This window comes from Caldicellulosiruptor naganoensis, from assembly GCF_026914285.1.
GTDB lineage: Bacteria > Bacillota > Thermoanaerobacteria > Caldicellulosiruptorales > Caldicellulosiruptoraceae > Caldicellulosiruptor > Caldicellulosiruptor naganoensis.
Genome location: NZ_CP113864.1, coordinates 229,062 through 248,055, shown reverse-complemented (window position 1 = coordinate 248,055; position 18,994 = coordinate 229,062). Strand labels below are relative to the sequence as shown.

Sequence of the window (18,994 nt, the reverse complement as noted above, 5' to 3'; positions counted from 1 at the left end):
AATATATTTTTACCCTCACTTTTTATGGCTTTAACCCTAATATTTATTTATCTTTGTCATTTAACCGCTTTCAATTATACCCCAATATATTTCAAACTGGCGGCAAGATTATTTCCAAAAAAGTCATACAACTCTTTTTGTTCTACTGCCCTGACTTCTTACACTACTGCGAACTGGCTCATATAGAGGTTATAATAAAACCCTTTCTTTGCTATAAGCTCCTCATGAGTCCCCTGTTCAATAATTCTGCCGTTGTATATGACAAGGATGAGGTCTGCATTTCTGATGGTGGAAAGTCTGTGGGCTATCACAAAACTTGTTCTTCCCTGCATGAGCTTTTGCATTGCCTCCCCAACAAGCTTTTCTGTTCTTGTATCGATGTTGCTTGTTGCCTCATCTAAGATGAGTATTGCCGGGTCAGACAAAATTGCTCTTGCGATTGCCAAAAGCTGTCTTTGTCCTTGGCTAAGGTCTGCCCCGCCATCTGTGAGCACTGTTTTGTAGCCGTGTGGCAGGTGTCTTATAAACTCATGAGCATTTGCAATTTTAGCTGCTTTTATAACCTCATCATCTTTTGCTGTGAGCTTTCCATAACGGATATTTTCCATCACAGGCTCAGAGAAAAGATATGTGTCCTGAAGTACAATCCCGAGGCTTTTTCTCAAAGACTCTCTTTTTATCTTCCTTATATCAATTCCATCAATGAGAATTTCACCTTCGTCAATATCATAAAACCTTGTAAGCAAATTGACAATTGTAGTTTTGCCAGCACCAGTTGGACCAACCAAGGCTATCATCTGTCCGGGCTTTGCGTGAAAGCTTACATCTTTTAAAACAGGTTCACCTTCTTTGTAAGAAAACCACACGTTCCTAAATTCAACCTCACCCTTGATATTTGTAAGCTCAATAGCATCTTTTTCATTTTCTCTTTCTTCTTCCTCGTCCATTATCTCAAAGACTCTTTCTGCTGCAGCAAAGGCAGATTGAAGCTGGTTGAACTGGTTTGCAAGCTCGTTTAAAGGACGTACAAACTGTCTTGCATACTGAATAAAACTTGCGATGCTGCCAATTGAAACCAATCCTTTTAGCGCTAAATACCCACCTACTGCTGCAACAATTATAAAAGCAAAGTTGTTGAGCATATTCATAAGCGGCGGAATTACCCCAGATAGAATCTGAGCTTTTATTCCAACAGAAGTCAGCTGCCTGTTTATATCAATAAACTTGTTTATCTCCTTTTCCTCTCTTGTGAACACCTTTATGACTTTTTGACCTGTGATGTCCTCTTCAATTACCCCATTGAGTTTGCCAAGCAGTTTTTGGTTTTGTGAAAAGTATTCTCTTGTGTTTTTAGCAATCCAGTTTGTCAAGATGAACATAAGCGGCACAACGAGCAAAGTACAAACTGTCAAAATTGGGCTTATTGTCAACATGACAATGACAGAGCCCACAAGTGTAATTACGCTTGAGAAAATAGAAGTCACACTTGCATTGATGGTGTTGTTAACAACGTCTATATCGTTTGTAAGCCTGCTCATCAAATCACCATGAGCACGGGTATCAAAGATTTTTATAGGAAGTTTTTGAAGCTTTGAAAACATATCATTTCGCATATTGAAAACAACTTTCTGGGAAATTTTCATCATACTATAGCCTTGAAAATATGCAAAGATTGAGTTTAAAATATACAAAACAATCATTGCAAAGATGATATTTACAAGCCCTGTAAATTTTCTGGGTACTATATACTTATCTATGGCTTTTTGTATCAAAAGCGGTGAAATTATTGAGATAAATGAGCTAATTGTTATCAGCAAGAACACACCCAAAAGTGCAATTTTATACCTGCCAAAATACCTCCATAGCCTTCTGAGTGTATTTTTTAAATCTTTTGGCTTTGCTCTAGGATGAAAAAATCTGTGCTTTGGCCCTCTTCCTGGCCCAGGACCAGGTCCAAAGGCAGGTTGCGGTGTTTGCACATCTTTTTTTCTTCCTTCAGGCAATTTGTCCTTCCCCCTCTCCCATCTGAGTCTGATAAATCTCCTGATAAATCGGGCAGCTTTTCAAAAGTTCTTCATGTGTACCCTGTGCTACAATCCTTCCTCCATCCATTACCAAAATTTTGTCTGCATGTTTTATAGAAGAGATTCTCTGGGCAATTATAAATGTAGTGGTACCTTTGATATATTCTTTCAAGGCTGCTTGGATTCTTTTTTCTGTCGCCATGTCAACAGCTGATGTGCAGTCGTCTAAAATGAGTATCTTTGGCTTTTTTAAGATAGCTCTTGCAATAGAGATTCTCTGTTTTTGCCCACCGGAAAGATTCACACCTCGCTCAGATACCTCTGTGTCATAGCCTTTTTCAAAACTCATTATAAAGTCATGAGCCTGGGCAACTTTTGCTGCCTCTATTATCTCTTCCATTGATGCATCTTCATTTCCCCATGCAATGTTATCTTTTATAGTCCCTGTGAAAAGTACAGTGTCCTGCAATACCATGCTGATACTCTTTCTTAAAACGGTCACATCATAGTCTTTAACATTTATTCCGTCAATCAAAACCTCGCCTTCTGTAGCATCGTAAAGTCTCGGGATAAGACTTACTAAAGTTGATTTTCCTGAACCTGTTGTGCCGATTATCCCAACAACTTCACCGGGCTTTGCAACAAAAGAGATTCCGCAAAGAGCAGGGCTTTTTTCTTCTTCATTGTAATAAAATGTGACATTTCTAAATTCCACCTTTCCTTCTTTTATTGGAGTTGTAATCGCCCCATCTTTGTTTTTGATGTCAATCTCACAATTTAAAACCTCATTTATTCTCTCAGCAGAGGCGCTTGCCCTTGTAATGAACAAAAAGATATTGCCTATCATCATCAACGAAAATAGAATTTGCAATGTGTAGTTTATAAATGCCATAAGCTCACCAACCTGCATATTGGCTGCTTTTATCTGAACTGCCCCAAACCATACAACCCCTACCATACTCATGTTCATTACAAGCATAAAAAGTGGCATTGCAATCACAATCAGCCCAAAGGCTTGGAGTGATACATCCAAAAGGTCTTGATTTGCCTTTAAAAACCTTGACTTTTCATGTTCATGCCTGACAAATGCTTTTACAAGTCGAGCTCCCAGTAAATTCTCACGCATAACTGCATTGACCCTATCTATTTTCTTTTGAAGAGTTGAAAACAGTGGAAAACTCTTTTTGACCATAAAGTAAAATATTAAAATTACAAAGGGAATTGCAATAAATAAAATGATGGAAAGCTTTGGATTTATCATAACAGCCATCACAAGCCCACCTATGAAAAGAAGTGGAGCTCTTACAACAATTCTCAAAGACATCATGACAATATTTTGCATCTGCATGACATCGTTTGTAAGCCTTGTGATTAAAGTTTCTGGCTTGAACCTGTCAATGTTTTTGAACGAAAAAGCCATAACTTTCTTGAACAGATCATTTCTCAAATCAAATGCAAAGTTTTGGCTTGCAATGCTTGAAAAAACAACACAGCCGCCACCGCCTATCATTCCTACAACTGCTGCCAAAATCATCAAAAGCCCGGTTCTGAAAATATACGCCATATCCCCATTTTTGAGTCCAACATCTATTATTCTCTCCAAAAACCTTGGCTGCATGAGGTCCATCACAACCTCTAAAAGCATGAAAAGCGGAGCTAATACCACCGCCCATGTATACGGTTTTAGATACCTAAAAAGCTTTAACATCTTTTTCTTCATCCTCCTTATGATGGCTACAACCAATCATCTTCATGACAAGTTTTTTAAGTCTCTTTAGCACATACCACAGCTCTTCAATCTCATCATCAGACAGGTTCTGTAAATGCTTCTTTAGGTTGTGATTGACCCACTGGGTGTGAAGATGGGTAAGTTCTTTACCCTTTTGAGTTATCTCAATAATAGATACTCTTCTGTCTGATGCAGCCTGACTTCTTTTGACATAACCCTCTGAAATCAACTTGTCGATAAGCGGCGTCATGTTCGGAGCAAGAATAGAAAGTCTTTTTGACATCTCGCTTATTGACATTGGCCCAAAATGGTCTAAAATGTGTAGAATGTGGATAAAACGCGGTGGAAGTCCATACTTTTCAGTAAACTCGTCCTTTTTGAGCACATTTTTTGTGAGCATTGGAAATATGGAAAGCATATTATCTGCAATCTGGTTTATAATTTCTTGAGTTATCTGCACTTTTAATCACTCCTTAAACTTTTGTTTGAAAAAAATGCTGGAAAGTAATATAATAATCAAAAATGCAGGTCCAAATAAATTGCAAAAGATTGTATCAACTTATTAAAACATAATTATTGGGCTATTATGACCTAAGATGTGGAGAAACTTAAGAAGTTATAATTTATACCTTCATAACTATTATACTAATATAACTATCTGCCAGTCAAAAAATTTTATCAAGAAGGAGAGGACATCAATGATAGGGCTTGGGACCATTGTAAACGCTGCTGCTGTGATTGCAGGGTCAATTTTGGGACTTGTGTTAAAGTTTGGTATCCCAGAAAGGTTCAAATCTACAATTATGCAGGCAATATCGTTATCTGTCATCTTCATCGGAATATCGGGAGTGCTTCAGGGAATATTCAAAGTGTTAAATAGCGGCAGAATCGACAGGCAGTACATAATGCTTATGATATTCTCGCTTGTAATTGGCGGGCTTGTAGGTGAAATATTGAAAATCGAAGATTTTTTGGACAGACTTGGTGAGAGAATAAAAAAGGCAGTATCGAAGGTGATAAAATTTGAAAATTCTACATTTACAGAAGGGTTTGTCACAGCAAGCCTTGTGTTTTGCGTCGGAGCCATGGCAATTGTAGGAAGCCTTGAGGACGGGCTTAATCGCAACTTTTCTATTCTCTTTGCAAAATCAATCTTAGATGGTGTTACTTCTGTGATATTTTCTGCAACACTTGGAATAGGCGTTATGTTTTCAAGTATTGTTGTGCTTTTATACCAGGGGTCAATCACACTTCTTGCCGGGCTTTTGAAACCTCTTTTGACAGACACTGTTGTACTTCAGATGTCAATGGTAGGTTCTGTTTTGATATTTGCAATAGGTCTTAACATGCTTGGAATATCTAAAATTAAAGTTGGCAATCTTCTCCCTGCAATATTTGTGCCTGCTGTCTGGTATGGGGTAAATTTGCTAATTTAAATCTTTTTTAGATTCAATTACACGAACATTTCTTTTACATACTGAGTGACAAATTCTTTGAAGACTTCCCTGAACCATATCTTAAAGGAAACAAAACTGAAAACTGCCCTCATTATTATTGTTTTAAAAATCAAAATATTGATTCACTACAAATCAAAAGGTATTGAATGTATTTAAGTTCTCATAACAGAATTAGTAGGAAGAAATTTAGATATTATGAAAATCGAGAACGAACTCAGAATTAAACTGCACAACAAAGGAAGGGGCTCTGGCAAAAAGTAAATCCTTTGCCTATAGAGCCCCTTCCAAAATCTATGTTAAAAGGAGGAGTCTACAAATGCATTTGCCTCCTCGTTTTCGTTACTCTTCTCAACAAGCGTAGATTGCAACACTCCATCTTTCATTTGATATATCTCATCCGAAAGTCTTGCCACTTCTTTTGAGTGTGTGACAATTATTACACATTTTCCATCCTGATGAGCAAGATCTAAAAATATCTTACATATCTCATCGCTTGTCTCTGAGTCAAGGTTCCCCGTCGGTTCATCAGCTAAAATTAACTTTGGATTGATAGCCAGCGCTCTTGCAATTGCCACTCTCTGCTGTTCTCCACCACTGAGGCGCGATGCTTTTCTTTTTGCTTTTTCTCTGTCAATCCCTACTTTCCCTAAAACCTCATAAATAAGCTCATCTTTGTTTTCTACTGTACCGCCCATTACATCTAAGGCAAGTTCGACATTCTCATATGCAGTGTATAAGGTATTAAATTGTATGATTGGTATACTATTCCAACATCGTGGCTTCTATAAAAGTCCCTGTCAATCTCTTTTAAACTCTTGCCACAGAAATATATATTCTCTTCTTGTGGTAAGTCAAGTCCTGCCATTAATGACAGCAATGTTGATTTACCAGAACCTGACCTGCCTACAATGGAATAAAGCTTGTTACTGTAAAAGGTTGCTGTAGCATTTTTCACAGCCATGACTTCATTTGCGCCAGATTTATACGAATATTTAACATTTTCAAGCCGCAATATCTCTTCCATTTTATCTCCTCGCCTTTTCTTTTTTAAGACCTACTTACCAGCAAACTCATAGGTTCAAATCGTGAGATACTGTAAATCTAAATTGTACTTGCGCAAAGGACTAAAAATAGCGAAACTCCACACAATTTTAAAATCTCATTTGCTCCTATCTTGACTTCAAGCTTTGTCAGATCAGAATACCTTTGCTGTATTCTATTAGGCAAATTCACATCCCTTTGCACCATCATCATAAATCCTCTCTGTTCAAAAGCCTGCTGCTGGGCATTTATCTCCTTGTTCAAAAGTGCATTTGCAACATTTTGAGAAAGAGCACCGCCAATTGCACCACCTAAGATTGTAGCAACAAGAGTTATTATCAAAGCTTCCATTGCAAACTGAGCTGCAAGCTTGCCTTTCTTCAAGCCCAGCAAACGCAAAATTCCAATCTCAAGTTTTCTTTCTCTTATCACAATGCTCATAAGAAGCATTATTATAATTGCACCACCTATCAGTATTCCAATTATTGTTACTCTTGAAAATTTTGAAACTCTCTCAATTGGAGCAGCTATTCTGTTAAAAAGATTATCATTGGCATTTAGCATAAACTTGGTTGTATCAATTCCAAGTTTTTGAACGTCACTTCTGAATTTGTCAACATTTAAAGGATTGTCAAGATAATACATTGCATATGTAATCTCATCTGCCGCATCGGGATTTATAGACTTTATGATTTCCTTTAAAGTTGTATAAGGGATATAAATTGTATTGCTGGACATTGCTGAGAAGTTGTTTTGCTCCTCTGTGGTTGTCTTGTCATCACAAATTCCAATAACTTTTACTTTGAACGATTTTGTCGAATCTGCTATTTTCAAATCAAATTGACTTCCAACCTTAAGACCGTTTTTTCGGCAAGAAGCTTATCAACAACTACAACATAAGCTTTATTCTTCAAATCTGTTTGAGAAATAAACCTGCCTTGAACTATTTCTTTATTCCCATTTCTGAATTCATTTGAAAGTTTAGGCTTTAAATCAGCAACCAATTTAAATGTTTGTTGGTCTTGACCACGCATTCCAAAGCCGAATAACTGTCCACCTGCTCTTTTTGCATTGTCGTTTGGAAGACTTATTCTACTGGCTTTATTGTATCTGAGGTCGCATTCTGTGTTATGACAAAGTTATAGTTTATTATGTACTTTGATGATAGTGGCTTTTTAGCAATCTCCTCTGTTAATGTTGGAATTTCTACATCTTCGCCTTGTTGATACCTTCTCATAAGTTCCCTGAAATTAACACTTAGTCTGACGTCATTTCCTAAACTTCTTCTAATATTCTCTATACTTGTCTTTTTGCCACTATCAATTGCAAAACCCATCATGGCTAAGAATGAAACAATAAATATCAATAATGCAAGTAAAATGCTTCTTGCAGGGATTCTTAGGATGTTTCTAATTGCACGTTTGAACAAACTTTTCATCGTGTTTTAGCTCACTCCCTCGTTCTTTTAGTTAAATTATAATCTCTTAATTTTTACGAAAGTATAAATAGTCGGTTAAAAAATTGTAAACAATCTGTTAAGACTTTAAGTGTTTTACAAGTATTAATTTCCACTTGCATTTTTCATTTTTTGCTTTATTATATAATTAAATGCTTATGTATTTATAGGAAAGGTGAATATGAAATTGGTCAAGGATGAAGCTTTAGCAAAGGTGTTCAAAGCACTATCACACCCGCTTCGTGTGAAGATTGTAAAGATCTTATTAGATGGTGAAAAATGTGTATGTGAGCTAAATCGGCTTGTTGAGTACTCCCAGCCAAATCTTTCTCAGCACCTTAAAATCTTAAAAGATGCGGGAGTGGTGGATACACGTAAAGTAGGGCTAAACATACATTATAGAATTAAAAATGAATATGTGAAGCTCCTTTTGAAAGACGCGGAAGAGATTGTTATTTCAAACATAGAAACTCTTTCTACCGCTCATGCACCAGATGATATTTAAAAAAGCAAGAGGTGTGATACTAAATTGTTTTCTCCTGTTCAGAAATTTGCTGACTTTGTCGTATACAATCTTTTAAATATCAAAGAAGGCTCAAAACTTGGCTCTGCACTTAACTTTTTCATATTTGACACAATCAAAATCTTTATTTTGCTATTTATAATTGTCTTTGTTATAACATTTATAAGAAGTTTTTTCTCGCCAGAGAAAACCCGTGACCTTCTTGCAAAAAACAAAAGAAAAACATTTATAGCACACATTTTAGCAGCAATGCTTGGAATTGTAACGCCATTTTGCTCGTGTTCTGCCGTGCCGCTTTTTATAGGGTTTGTTGAAGCTGGAATTCCGCTTGGTGTTACCTTCTCATACCTAATAGCAGCGCCAATGGTAAATGAGGTTGCACTTGGACTACTTTATGCAAACTTTGGACTCAAAATCGCTTTGATTTACATCATTTCTGGTGAAATAATTGCAATTATAAGCGGTATCATCATAGGAAAGTTTGGACTTGAAAAGTATGTTGAAGATTACGTGTTTAAGATAAAAGTAGGAAATGTTGAAGCTTTAGAGCAAAAAAAGACTTTAAAACAGCGTATAAAAGAGACATGGCAGTTTACTGTTGAGTTAATTAGAAAAGTACGGGTATATGTAGTTATTGGTATTGGGATAGGTGCATGGATGCACGGGTACATTCCAACCGGAGCGCTTGCTACTTTGGCTGGAAAAGACAACCCATTTGCAGTATTTATTGCAACACTGATTGGAATACCTCTTTATTCAAATGCTGCTGGAATAATTCCTCTTGTGAGTGAGCTCAGGCGTCTTGGCGTTTCAATGGGTACCTCTTTAGCTTTTATGATGAGCGTAACTGCCCTTTCTCTTCCAGAGATGATACTTTTGAGAAGGGTTTTAAAGCCAAAGCTTTTGGCTATATTTGTATCAATTGTTGGTTGTGGAATAGTCCTCACAGGATATCTTTTTAACTTTATCATTGGATGAAGTTTTGAACAAAAATTACTGAAAGGAGTTGATTTTAAGATGGTCATTAAAATTCTCGGTGGTGGGTGTGCAAACTGCAAAAAGCTCATGGAAAATGCTAAAAAGGCAGCTGAGAAGCTTGGAATTGAAGCTTCATTTGAAGAGGTCAAGGACTATGAAAAAATTCTTGGATATGGCGTTATGAGAACACCAGCTTTGGTTGTAAATGAAAAAGTAGTCTTATCAGGCAGGGTTGCAGGGATTGAGGAAATTAAAGAGTTTTTGAAAAAGGAAAATGCTTAAAAAAGTTTTAAAGACCGCTCAAATAGTCTTAGGGGTAGGCGGTCTTTTTTTACACCATGGCATACCTTTTCCTAAACTCTAAAGCGCTCATACCTTTTTGCTTGTGAAATACCCTCGCAAATGTTGAGTATGAATCAAACCCAACCTCAAGAGCAATATCTGTCACAGGTTTGTCTGTTGAGACAAGAAGACTGCACGCGTGCTGGATTCTCACTTCATTTAAAAACGTGTGAAAATTACACCCAACAAGTTTTTTGAAAAGCTGGCTTATGTATGAAGGACTTAAATGAAACTCTTTTGAAAGCACTTTTAAGTCTATATTTTGGTTATAATTCTTATGCACAAAATATACAAGCTGCCAGTAGTCAACTGAAAGTGATACACTCTCTTTGGGGTATTTTTCAGCCAAACTGCTGCCTGCACTTTTCTCACAAGTTTTCTGTAGATTCTTGTTTCTGCTTTTGTCAAAACATGCAATTATCTCAACAACTTTGGCCCTCAAGATAATCTCTGACCAAACATCATTTTGTTTTATAAGCTGCCATGCCTCTTTAAAAAGGTAGTCCATCTTTTGTTTTTCTTCACCTTCAAAGTAGTAATATGGCAACACCTTTTCATCATAGCTTAAAAGAAGCTCACCAATTTTGTAAAATATGCTATTTGGCGACAAAAGTTCTTCAAAGGCAATTGCACCTACAAATATAGAAAGTGGGTTTTCTTCAGAGTAATCTATTTTATGTATCTGATATGGCATCACCAAAGAAAATGTCCCAGGTTTTAAGTTATACCTCAACGAGTTAACCGTCTCAAACCCTTCGCCTTTTAAAACATACATGAACTCAACAAAGTTGTGCCTGTGAACTTTAAAATATCGCGGATCTTCCCAAAAATTGAGTACAAACTTCCGCGCGCTGTGGGTTACATAGTCGAAAACCTCTTCTATGTAAATTGGCTCTTTTTCAAACATTTTAAAAAGCTCCTCATTTCTTAAGTGATATAGCATGATGGATATTATTATACAACAATTTGCCCTCAAAGTTGAAGTGTGCTAAAATAAACTATCAAGTAGGCAAAAAGCCTGCCCGGGTCGCAGCAACCCCGGTCAACAAAACAAGAGGAGGTTTTGAAAAAATGCAGTCGCCAAATTCAAACGACAAATACCAGCAAAGAAGATTTGATATCTATGGATACGAAAAGATAGACACAGATGTTTTAGAGGCAATTAACTATGAATACCCAGAAAAAAATACAGTAGTTGAGTATATCACAGAGGAATTCTCGTCGGTCTGTCCATGGACAGGTCTTCCTGACACAGCACGCCTTACAATAAGATATATACCCAACAAAAAGCTTGTTGAGCTAAAATCCCTGAAATATTACCTGACATCATTTAGAAATGTGGGAATTTTGCAAGAACATGCAGTAAACAGGATTTTAGACGACCTTGTAAAACTGCTTGAGCCAAAGTTTATGGAAGTGATTGGAGAGTTTCACGAACGTGGTGGTATTTCAACAAGAGTTGTGGCAAGGTACGAAAAGTAAGGTCCTACCTTGCCCCTTTATTTTTTTAAGTTATATTTCTGCAAAAATTTCGTCGGTTGAAATCTCAAAGCCAGAGAGAAAAGATGATCTAATAATAGCAGGATGAAAAAATATACTGCTTATATCGAATCTTCTTCTTTTGCTTTCACAAAAACGGCAACGCTCTTTTCCTGCGGATTTACAATCCAATACTCTTTTGTGCCATATCTTTCATAAAGTTTGAGTTTTATAAGATAATCCCTTGCTGATGTATTTGGAGAAGCAACCTCTACAACAAATTCTGGCGCTCCTATTATGCCTTTTTGGTCAATCTTGGATTTGTCACAAACCACAAACACATCTGGCTGGACTACGTTTTTTATATTCCTCTCTTCGCTTCCTTCTGGTGCAAGCCTTACATCAACAGGTGAAATAAAAGGCACACATTCTTTACCCTGCAGAAAAAATCCTAAGTTTATGATAAATGTTCCCACACATATGCCGATGAAAAACTGAAGGAGAAGTTGCTAAGTTGAAAAACCTGCCTTCAATAATCTCATATCGCCCTTCATCTTTTGATTTTTGATACTTTTTATAATCAAACTCAATTGAAGTAAACTCTTCCATTTCAAAAAACACCTTAGTAGTACACTTTCTATATCTTCAATTATATCCTATATATCCTAAAAACTTTTTTAAAACCAGCTTCCTTTCTATTCATTCCCTAAGATCAAATTCATCACAAACTGCAGATTGTCAAGTCTGAAGAGTGAAAAGTTGTCCCAAAAGATGCAGCCTCCACAGACAATTAGCTTGCTTCCATTTTCAAAACTCTTTTGTGCAATCAAGATGGGCGATCTTTGCCCTGAATCAGAAACTGCAGTATCTCGACCTTTTAATATGATTTCCACACCATCTGATATAGAAAGCGGAGCTGAATAAGGAAATACAACTTCTTTTACACCTGATGCGTATTTCTCGATATTGTTTGTTGTTATAATAAAATTGTCATCTTCTAAGTGGTAGCTCTCATCTTTAACTGCTTCTTGCATGATGTTTATGCCAAAATCTTTAGCTATAGCATTGCAAATCTCTGCAACTCCATCTTTTCCTCTAAAGTGAGCTGTGAAGATAATTCTTTTTTTATCTTCTTGCAAGCTCTTTTTTATTCTCTCTCTTTCTTCTTGTTCAAAAGGATTTTCTGGATAGTTAAATATAATTACATCGTACTCAAAAAGTCTATCAAAATCCTCAACTTCCTCGATCAATACCCCTCTCTTCGAAAGTTCTTTATAAAGCCCTGAAAAATAATACCCGTCAGAGAGCAAAAATTCCTGATGTGTTGCACTCCACGCAACCCTCATCTCTTTTTTATCACCCACAAGTTTATGATTATTAATTCAATAATTTTACATAATTAATTTTATATTTTTACCTTGACCTTTTCAAAGACCAAAAGTGCCAAAATTTATGGATTTCCAGAGTATATATTTTAAGCAAAAAGTGATATCATATAGTTTGTAACATTTTCGTTGAATTTTGAAGATACAAAAGAGGTGGCGACGTAAGATGGAGCTTACACAGCAAAAGATTAACAAAAACATCCTTATTGCAACAACAACCTCTTCATTTCTGGTCCCTTTTATGTCAAGCGCAGTAAACATCGCTGCACCTGACATTGCTAAAAGATTTAACTTAGTTGCAGAGAATTTAAACTTTGTCATTACTATTTTCTTGCTATTTTCAGCTGCATTTATTCTGCCAATGGGAAAGCTTTCGGACACATTTGACCGCACGAAGATATTCATAACAGGACATGTTTCGTTTACACTCTCCACACTCATGTGTGCCATAGCGCCAAATATAACATTCTTGTTTATATTCAGAGCTCTACAAGGTTTTTTCTCTGCTTTTGTGTTTGTAACATCAATTGCAATCTTGATTGAAAACCACTCGCCTAAAATAAGAGGAAGACTTCTTGGGATAAACACAGCCACAGTCTACCTTGGAACATCAATCGGACCTTTTTTGGGCGGAATTTTGGTGCGACTTTTTGGATTCAGAAGTATATTCTTGTTTGCATTTTTGGTAGGATTTGTTGCATCACTTGTAAGTCTTTTCTTGCTAAAAAAAGAAATTAAAGTAGTAGAGCATGCTTCTTTGGCAGAAAGTCTTAAGAACCTTGATAAAACTGGGGCACTCTTTTCCATTGTAGGACTCTTTTTGTTGATCTATGGTGCTTCAACTTTTGAGCTTGGCAAAACACCAAAGATTTTATTCTTCTTAGGTTTTGCTTTTTTAGTACTATTTGTAGTATTTGAACTTTCCACTCAAAACCCTTTGCTTGATGTGAAGTTGTTTGTAAAAATCCCTCAATTTGGATTTTCTAACTTAGCAGCACTTATAAACTACAGCTGTACATTCTCTGCATCGTATCTTCTTTCGCTGTATCTTCAGATTGTAAAAGCTATACCTTCACAGTTTGCTGGAACTGTTTTAATTTTGCAGCCTATATCACAGGTTATTACATCACTAATTTCAGGGCGGGCATCAGAAAAAATTGAACCAAGAAAGCTTGCAACAGCAGGAATGGCTCTCACAACCGCCGGGCTTTTCATCTTTTCTTTGTTCTTAAGTAAGACAAATATAGTCTTTGTTATAATAAACCTAATTATTATGGGTGTTGGCTTTGGACTTTTTTCATCACCTAATACAAATGTTGTGATGAGCTCTGTGCCTCAGTCTCTGTATGGTGCGGCGTCATCTACAATATCTGTCATGAGAGTAATGGGACAGGCATTTTCAATGGCAATTGTCTCTTTTATATTCTCTTTGTACTTAAAAGGTGCAAAACTCTCTCATGAAAATTATCTGATGATTCTAAAGAGCATGAAGATAAGCTTTTTTGTGTTCTCAATCCTCTCCATTGCGGGAATAGTAGCGTCAATAAAAAGAGAAAATATCTACAAAACTGAAGAAAATCCAAATTAGAATTCAAAAAGGGGCTCTCTCGCTGTGTTGATACAAGGAGCCCCTCCTCTTTTATATTTTATTTCAAAATCTTTATATCCGTCACAACAGGGTTTGAGTTTGGATCTTGCGGATTTGTCTTGAAAGTGACCTCCACATCTGTATTCTCATCAAGATAAGAAATCTTGTCTGAAACAGCAGTTATCTGAAGCACAACGTGTTTTTGGTCGAACAAAAACTCGGCAAAGTTATTATCAGCAAGTCCTATAAATTTTCCTTTTAATGTAATCTCATCCGGAACATTTAAATTTGTTATCTTTGGATTTCTTCCATCGTGAGGCTCTTCAAACTCAAGCTCTACAATTTGACCCGGTTGCAGATTGTACTTTTGTATATTTGCCGGCTCAAACTCAAACGTCTTATAATCAAAACTGGTGTTCAAAAGATTTACTTCAATTGAATGTCTATCTGCTTCTCCTAAATACCTGCCATATGCCTTGTAAGTTTTTGGTTTTTGTAAATTGGTACCTTCTTGTGCTTGCTGTTGATTTTGCTGAGATTTTGAGGTTTGTGGTAAAACGCCAGAAGATGTCGTACTTTCAGCTTGTGATTGCTGCTGCGTGGAAGCTGGAGAAGACACTTGCTGTTTTTGGGTAGCTATGTGTGATGAGATATAATACCCTGCTACCACCCCTCCTACAAGCCCTAAAATAACTCCTATTATAAGGCCTAAAATCCACTTTTTGTTGCTATTGCTTTTCTTTATCCTCATCTTTTTAAAATCCCCTTTTTAAAGGAGTGAAAAAACCTTGTTCTAGGTGTTTATATTCAAAAGTCTATACCACAATACGACCGAAATCAATAGAATTAATCTCCAACAGCCTTTTTCAACCTATAATGCCTGCTCTGGCCATAACCTTGCCCTACTTTTCTACCAAGAGAAATTATAATTGACTCAATACAGCCTCTACACTTTGTTGCATCTTCATTTATACAGATTTTGCCGGGGTAAAGTTCGTATTTTAGCTTGTATTTGAGGTCATTTACATTTGGCATGACAATGTTAGCACCGCACTTTAGCCCCTTTTGCCGCCCAAGAGGGTCCAACGTGCCAAGCGCAGTTGTTGCTGGGATGTTGCTGTCTGGAAGCAACAGCCTTAAAATTGCAATACACTTTAATGTCAGATCAACAGACCCCACCTCAGCATCTTTTAAAGGTGTTTGGGGATGGGGTATAAAAGGACCTATTCCTACCATGTCACTGTCAAGTTCATACACAAGAAGTATGTCGTCTGCCAAATCATCTATTGTCTGTTCCGGAAGACCAATCAAAAACCCTGTCCCAAGCTCATATCCTAAACTTTTTATCCATCTCAAACATTCTATTCTATTTTCAAAGCTCATCCCCGGGTGGTATTTTTGATAGAGAACTTTGTTGGATGTCTCAAACCTCATAAGGTACCTATCTGCTCCAGCTTCCCGAAATGCTTTGTAATCTTCATATGACCTTTCACCAATGCTAAGTGTTATTGCAACATCTATATTTTCTTTTATTTTCTTTATAATACTACAAATTCTATCTTTTGTATAGTATGGGTCTTCACCAGACTGGAGTACAACCGTTCTGTAGCCTATGGCGTATGCTCTTTTTGCAACCTCAACTATCTCATCTTCTTGCATTCTGTAGCGTTGAGCTTCTTTGTTGCTACGCCTGAGCCCACAGTAAAAACAGTCGTTTTTGCAATAGCTTGAAAATTCTATAAGTCCTCTCAAATAAACATCATCACCAACATATTCTTTCCTCACTCTGTCTGCATATTCAAACAAAAGTTCTTTTTCTTCTCCTTCAAGGGATAGCAAAAATTTTATTTCATCTTTGCTAAGCTTATGGGTATTGTAAGCTTTGTCCAAAATTTCTTTTGCCTTCATTTTTTCTTCTCCTCACAAAATTAGAGTATTTCTATCATTTTAAAAGGATATTTAATTTCATTATACTATATTATAAGCAAATTTTAAAGAAAAATAGCTTTCTGAGCTTTCTGACAAAACTTTTCAAAACGGTATACCTCTTTGTTTTTGTGGTATAATTGAATAAAAGGAGGTTTTTTTATGGTCAAAAATATCAAAAAAAGCAAAAATTCTAAAAAAACTAAAATTAACTCTGGCTTTAGAATCTTTATAAAAAGCTTTTTAAGAACACTTTTAATTTTGCTCATTGCAAGTGCAGTGGTTGCAATTGGCGCTGTATTTGGAATGGTTACAGCATACATAAAGGCAATACCACCCAACGCTTTGGATATAATAACAAGTTCTGCAAATGATAGTCAAACAACAATTGTATACGACCAAAGTGGAAACGAAATTGCGCGGCTCCATGGAAGTGAAAACAGAATTAGAGTCCCTTACAGCAAGATACCAAAAAACCTTATCAATGCTTTTGTGGCAATTGAGGATGAAAGATTCTGGCAGCATAACGGAATTGATATTAAACGAATTTTCGGTGCAATTTACAAAAATATCAAAAGCGGAAGCCTATCTGAAGGTGCAAGCACAATCACACAGCAGCTTGTGAGAAATAAGCTTCTGACCTTTGAAAAATCATTCAAAAGAAAGATACAAGAACAGTATTTGGCAATCCAACTCGAAAAAGTGTGGACAAAAGAGCAGATTATGGAAGAGTATTTGAATACTATAAATCTTGGAAATGGTGCATATGGTGTTGAGGCGGCTGCGTATATCTATTTTGGAAAAGATGTGTCGCAGTTGACCTTAGCAGAGTGTGCTCTAATTGCAGGCATTACGCAAAATCCCTCATACTACAATCCTTATGTCTTTCCGGAACATGCAAAGAAAAAGCAAGAGCTTGTTCTTAAAAAAATGTTAGAACTTGGTTATATCACCGAACAGGAATATTTAGAGGCAAAAAATCAAAAGCTTGTGTATGTTAAAAAAGATATTCCAATGGAGTCTGCCTATAAACATCCATACTTTGTTGATTCTGTAATAGATGAGGCTATTGAGGTTTTATCAACTAAAAAGAAAATATCAGAGGATGAAGCAGAAAATCTTATCTATGGCGGCGGACTCAAAATTTATACAACAATGGATGAAACTATCCAAAGTATTATGGAGGAGGTATTTTCTGACCCTGCATATATGCCCAAAATTCGTCACTATGATGCATCTGGCACACCCCAGCCACAGGCAGCAGCAGTGTTGATAGATTTTTCAACAGGAGCAGTAAAAGGCATAATGGGCGGAAGAGGAAATTTAAAAGGTGTAAGGCTTTTAAACAGGGCGACAATGTCTGTGCGCCAGCCCGGATCTAGTATCAAGCCAATTGCTGACTATGCACTTGCGCTTGAAAATGGCTATACGGCAGCAACAATAATTGACGATGTCCCATTTTCAGTAGGAGGCTACACACCAAGAAACTGGTACAAGAGCAATGTAGTTGCTGGGAAGCGCGGCTATAAAGGGTTGATGACGCTAAGAGAAGCCCTGCAGTGGTCTGCAAACGTACCAGCTGTAAAAGTTGCCTACAACCTTGGTATTCAAAATGTGTACAGAAACCTAAAAAGATTCGGGTTTACCACTTTGGCTCCACAGGACATGAATAACCTTTCTATTGCAATTGGTGGGTTTACTTACGGTGTAAAGCCAATTGAACTGACAGCTGCATTTGCTGCAGTTGCAAATGGTGGGATATATATAAAACCTTATTTTATTACTAAGATTGAAGATAAAAATGGAGTTACTTTGTTTGAAAGAATACCCTACAAAAGAAAGGTAATGGATGAGAAAAATGCATACATTTTGACAAATATTTTACAAAGCGTTGTATCTGCAAGAATTACAGTAGGTGTGAAATTCTCTTACCCTGTTGCAGGAAAAACAGGTACAACTGATGATAGTAAAGACAGGTGGTTTGTAGGGTACACTCCAAACTATGCACTTGGTGTTTGGGTTGGTGAAGACAAGCCTGTTGCATTAAATTATCTTACAGGTACAAACCCGGCTTTAAAGATTTTCAAGGGCATAATGGACAAGGTTGTGAGCAAAAAAGGTGTAAGCTCTGGATTTTTAAGGCCACCTGGAATTGTTGAAAAGTACATTTGCAAAGAGTCTGGAAAACTTGCAACAGACCTATGTAGGCAAGATCCAAGAGGAAGTCAGGTAATAAAGGAGATATTTGTCGCTGGCACAGAGCCAACAGAGTACTGTGACAGGCATGTTAAGCTAAAAGTGTGCACAGAATCAAAAGCGTTGGCCACCCAGTATTGTCTTAATTTCATTGAGAAGGTATTTATTCGCAGAGACAACCCCATCTGGCCTGATACCTCAAAGTCAGTTGTACCACCGGATGATTATATGTACCAAGCACCAACAAAGTACTGTAACATTCACAAAGCACTAGAAAATCTGCCACAGGATCAGACAAATCTTCAGCCACAAGGAGAAAATCAGACTTTGCAAGGTGGTAATTTGGAAGGACAAGGAAGTAAGATGCAAAGCGGTTCTGGTAGCAGCACTCAGCAAGGCTTTTTTCAAACAAATCAAGCCGAAACCGGAAGTGGTCCCCAAGAGCAACAAACTACATCAGGTGAAGCTTATGGGCAGAGGTAAAGCGGGGAAAAATTTAATAAAAACGCGGAGCACAAGAGGCTCCGCTTTTTATATTCGTTGAAGAAGCATCTCTTTTATTGTATCTCTTAATTCAGGCAATTCCTCAATATACCTTACAAAAGTGCCTTCCTTTTCTTCCGCTACAAAAACAAAATGCTCTTCAAGTCCACAGTGAGCAAAAAAATTGCGTTGCATTCTGTCTTTTGAATCTTTTTCGTTTTTTATTTTTTCCAAATAATTATTACATCTTTCTCTTGACTTTGTCAGTTAAGAGGTGTTTTTGAGCTAACAAAAAATAACAAAGTCTTAATTTATGCGGGTTTCAAGAAGAGAAAAATAAAAAATTTTAAAAAATGTAGGGACAAATTTTAGCTTAATATATACTGA

At 36.7% G+C, this 18,994-nt stretch carries 20 protein-coding genes and 1 pseudogene; 7 read left to right on the top strand and 14 right to left on the bottom strand.

The features are described 5' to 3' along the window. Positions 1 to 158: 158 nt before the first annotated feature. Genes OTJ99_RS01190 through OTJ99_RS01180 form a run of 3 tightly spaced genes read right to left on the bottom strand, consistent with a single transcriptional unit; the run spans position 159 to position 4,213 of the window. Complete coding sequence (locus tag OTJ99_RS01190) at positions 159 to 2,003, bottom strand: ABC transporter ATP-binding protein (RefSeq protein WP_045165495.1); 1,845 nt, start codon at positions 2,001 to 2,003, stop codon at positions 159 to 161. Continuing rightward, complete coding sequence (locus OTJ99_RS01185; RefSeq protein WP_045165605.1) at positions 1,996 to 3,732, bottom strand: ABC transporter ATP-binding protein; 1,737 nt, start codon at positions 3,730 to 3,732, stop codon at positions 1,996 to 1,998. Before OTJ99_RS01185 ends, OTJ99_RS01190 begins: the two co-directional genes overlap by 8 nt. Beyond that, a complete protein-coding gene (locus tag OTJ99_RS01180; RefSeq protein ID WP_045165496.1) occupies positions 3,716 to 4,213 on the bottom strand; it encodes a MarR family winged helix-turn-helix transcriptional regulator in 498 nt (165 codons plus the stop codon). Before OTJ99_RS01180 ends, OTJ99_RS01185 begins: the two co-directional genes overlap by 17 nt. Positions 4,214 to 4,451: 238 nt before the next feature. On the opposite strand from OTJ99_RS01180, the gene OTJ99_RS01175 reads away from it, so the two are divergent. After that, positions 4,452 to 5,189: a DUF554 domain-containing protein gene (locus OTJ99_RS01175; protein ID WP_045165497.1), complete on the top strand. Its 738-nt coding sequence runs from the start codon at positions 4,452 to 4,454 to the stop codon at positions 5,187 to 5,189. A 317-nt stretch (positions 5,190 to 5,506) separates the two neighbouring features. Here the strand turns inward: OTJ99_RS01175 and OTJ99_RS12605 are convergent. The 4 genes and pseudogenes from OTJ99_RS12605 to OTJ99_RS01150 form a co-directional block, all read right to left on the bottom strand. Continuing rightward, positions 5,507 to 6,171, bottom strand: a pseudogene (locus OTJ99_RS12605) (ABC transporter ATP-binding protein). 140 nt (positions 6,172 to 6,311) lie between these two features. Beyond that, the gene (locus tag OTJ99_RS01160; protein WP_045165498.1) at positions 6,312 to 7,085 is read right to left on the bottom strand and encodes an ABC transporter permease; all 774 of its coding nucleotides are present in this window, start codon (positions 7,083 to 7,085) and stop codon (positions 6,312 to 6,314) included. Then, entirely contained in the window at positions 7,082 to 7,285 is a 204-nt protein-coding gene (locus OTJ99_RS01155) for an ABC transporter permease (protein WP_045165499.1), read from the bottom strand. Before OTJ99_RS01155 ends, OTJ99_RS01160 begins: the two co-directional genes overlap by 4 nt. A gap of 53 nt (positions 7,286 to 7,338) precedes the next feature. Further along, entirely contained in the window at positions 7,339 to 7,689 is a 351-nt protein-coding gene (locus tag OTJ99_RS01150; protein ID WP_045165500.1) for a hypothetical protein, read from the bottom strand. A 199-nt stretch (positions 7,690 to 7,888) separates the two neighbouring features. Between OTJ99_RS01150 and OTJ99_RS01145 the strand changes: the two genes are divergently transcribed. From OTJ99_RS01145 to OTJ99_RS01135, 3 genes are read left to right on the top strand one after another with little or no spacing between them, the layout of a single operon-like run. Beyond that, complete coding sequence (locus OTJ99_RS01145) at positions 7,889 to 8,212, top strand: ArsR/SmtB family transcription factor (RefSeq protein WP_083943531.1); 324 nt, start codon at positions 7,889 to 7,891, stop codon at positions 8,210 to 8,212. A 24-nt stretch (positions 8,213 to 8,236) separates the two neighbouring features. Next, positions 8,237 to 9,208 carry a permease gene (locus tag OTJ99_RS01140; protein ID WP_045165502.1) on the top strand — a complete coding sequence of 324 codons (972 nt, stop codon included), beginning with the start codon at positions 8,237 to 8,239 and terminating at the stop codon, positions 9,206 to 9,208. A gap of 39 nt (positions 9,209 to 9,247) precedes the next feature. Continuing rightward, complete coding sequence (locus OTJ99_RS01135) at positions 9,248 to 9,490, top strand: thioredoxin family protein (protein ID WP_045164479.1); 243 nt, start codon at positions 9,248 to 9,250, stop codon at positions 9,488 to 9,490. A 49-nt stretch (positions 9,491 to 9,539) separates the two neighbouring features. Here OTJ99_RS01135 and OTJ99_RS01130 read toward each other — a convergent pair whose 3' ends face one another. Further along, a complete protein-coding gene (locus tag OTJ99_RS01130) occupies positions 9,540 to 10,457 on the bottom strand; it encodes an AraC family transcriptional regulator (protein ID WP_045164480.1) in 918 nt (305 codons plus the stop codon). A gap of 164 nt (positions 10,458 to 10,621) precedes the next feature. Between OTJ99_RS01130 and queF the strand changes: the two genes are divergently transcribed. Continuing rightward, positions 10,622 to 11,032 carry a preQ(1) synthase gene (gene queF / locus OTJ99_RS01125; protein ID WP_045165503.1) on the top strand — a complete coding sequence of 137 codons (411 nt, stop codon included), beginning with the start codon at positions 10,622 to 10,624 and terminating at the stop codon, positions 11,030 to 11,032. Positions 11,033 to 11,151: 119 nt separating this feature from the next. Here the strand turns inward: queF and OTJ99_RS01120 are convergent, their stop codons facing one another. The 3 genes from OTJ99_RS01120 to OTJ99_RS01110 all read right to left on the bottom strand — a co-directional run bounded on the left by OTJ99_RS01120 (position 11,152) and on the right by OTJ99_RS01110 (position 12,375). Continuing rightward, positions 11,152 to 11,454: a Uma2 family endonuclease gene (locus tag OTJ99_RS01120; protein WP_235374685.1), complete on the bottom strand. Its 303-nt coding sequence runs from the start codon at positions 11,452 to 11,454 to the stop codon at positions 11,152 to 11,154. 7 nt (positions 11,455 to 11,461) lie between these two features. Beyond that, complete coding sequence (locus tag OTJ99_RS01115) at positions 11,462 to 11,638, bottom strand: hypothetical protein (RefSeq protein ID WP_235374686.1); 177 nt, start codon at positions 11,636 to 11,638, stop codon at positions 11,462 to 11,464. An 86-nt stretch (positions 11,639 to 11,724) separates the two neighbouring features. After that, a complete protein-coding gene (locus OTJ99_RS01110) occupies positions 11,725 to 12,375 on the bottom strand; it encodes a hypothetical protein (protein ID WP_045165504.1) in 651 nt (216 codons plus the stop codon). A 205-nt stretch (positions 12,376 to 12,580) separates the two neighbouring features. Between OTJ99_RS01110 and OTJ99_RS01105 the strand changes: the two genes are divergently transcribed. Further along, positions 12,581 to 14,002 carry an MFS transporter gene (locus OTJ99_RS01105; protein WP_045165505.1) on the top strand — a complete coding sequence of 474 codons (1,422 nt, stop codon included), beginning with the start codon at positions 12,581 to 12,583 and terminating at the stop codon, positions 14,000 to 14,002. A gap of 58 nt (positions 14,003 to 14,060) precedes the next feature. On the opposite strand, the gene OTJ99_RS01100 is transcribed toward OTJ99_RS01105, so the two are convergent. Together OTJ99_RS01100 and hydE are read right to left on the bottom strand one after the other, a co-directional pair. Continuing rightward, entirely contained in the window at positions 14,061 to 14,753 is a 693-nt protein-coding gene (locus OTJ99_RS01100; protein WP_045164481.1) for a hypothetical protein, read from the bottom strand. 95 nt (positions 14,754 to 14,848) lie between these two features. Further along, positions 14,849 to 15,910: a [FeFe] hydrogenase H-cluster radical SAM maturase HydE gene (gene hydE, locus OTJ99_RS01095; protein ID WP_045164482.1), complete on the bottom strand. Its 1,062-nt coding sequence runs from the start codon at positions 15,908 to 15,910 to the stop codon at positions 14,849 to 14,851. A gap of 180 nt (positions 15,911 to 16,090) precedes the next feature. Between hydE and OTJ99_RS01090 the strand changes: the two genes are divergently transcribed. Beyond that, complete coding sequence (locus OTJ99_RS01090) at positions 16,091 to 18,607, top strand: transglycosylase domain-containing protein (protein ID WP_045164483.1); 2,517 nt, start codon at positions 16,091 to 16,093, stop codon at positions 18,605 to 18,607. A 48-nt stretch (positions 18,608 to 18,655) separates the two neighbouring features. Here OTJ99_RS01090 and OTJ99_RS01085 read toward each other — a convergent pair whose 3' ends face one another. Beyond that, a complete protein-coding gene (locus OTJ99_RS01085; RefSeq protein ID WP_045164484.1) occupies positions 18,656 to 18,841 on the bottom strand; it encodes a TM1812 family CRISPR-associated protein in 186 nt (61 codons plus the stop codon). Positions 18,842 to 18,994 lie beyond the last annotated feature (153 nt).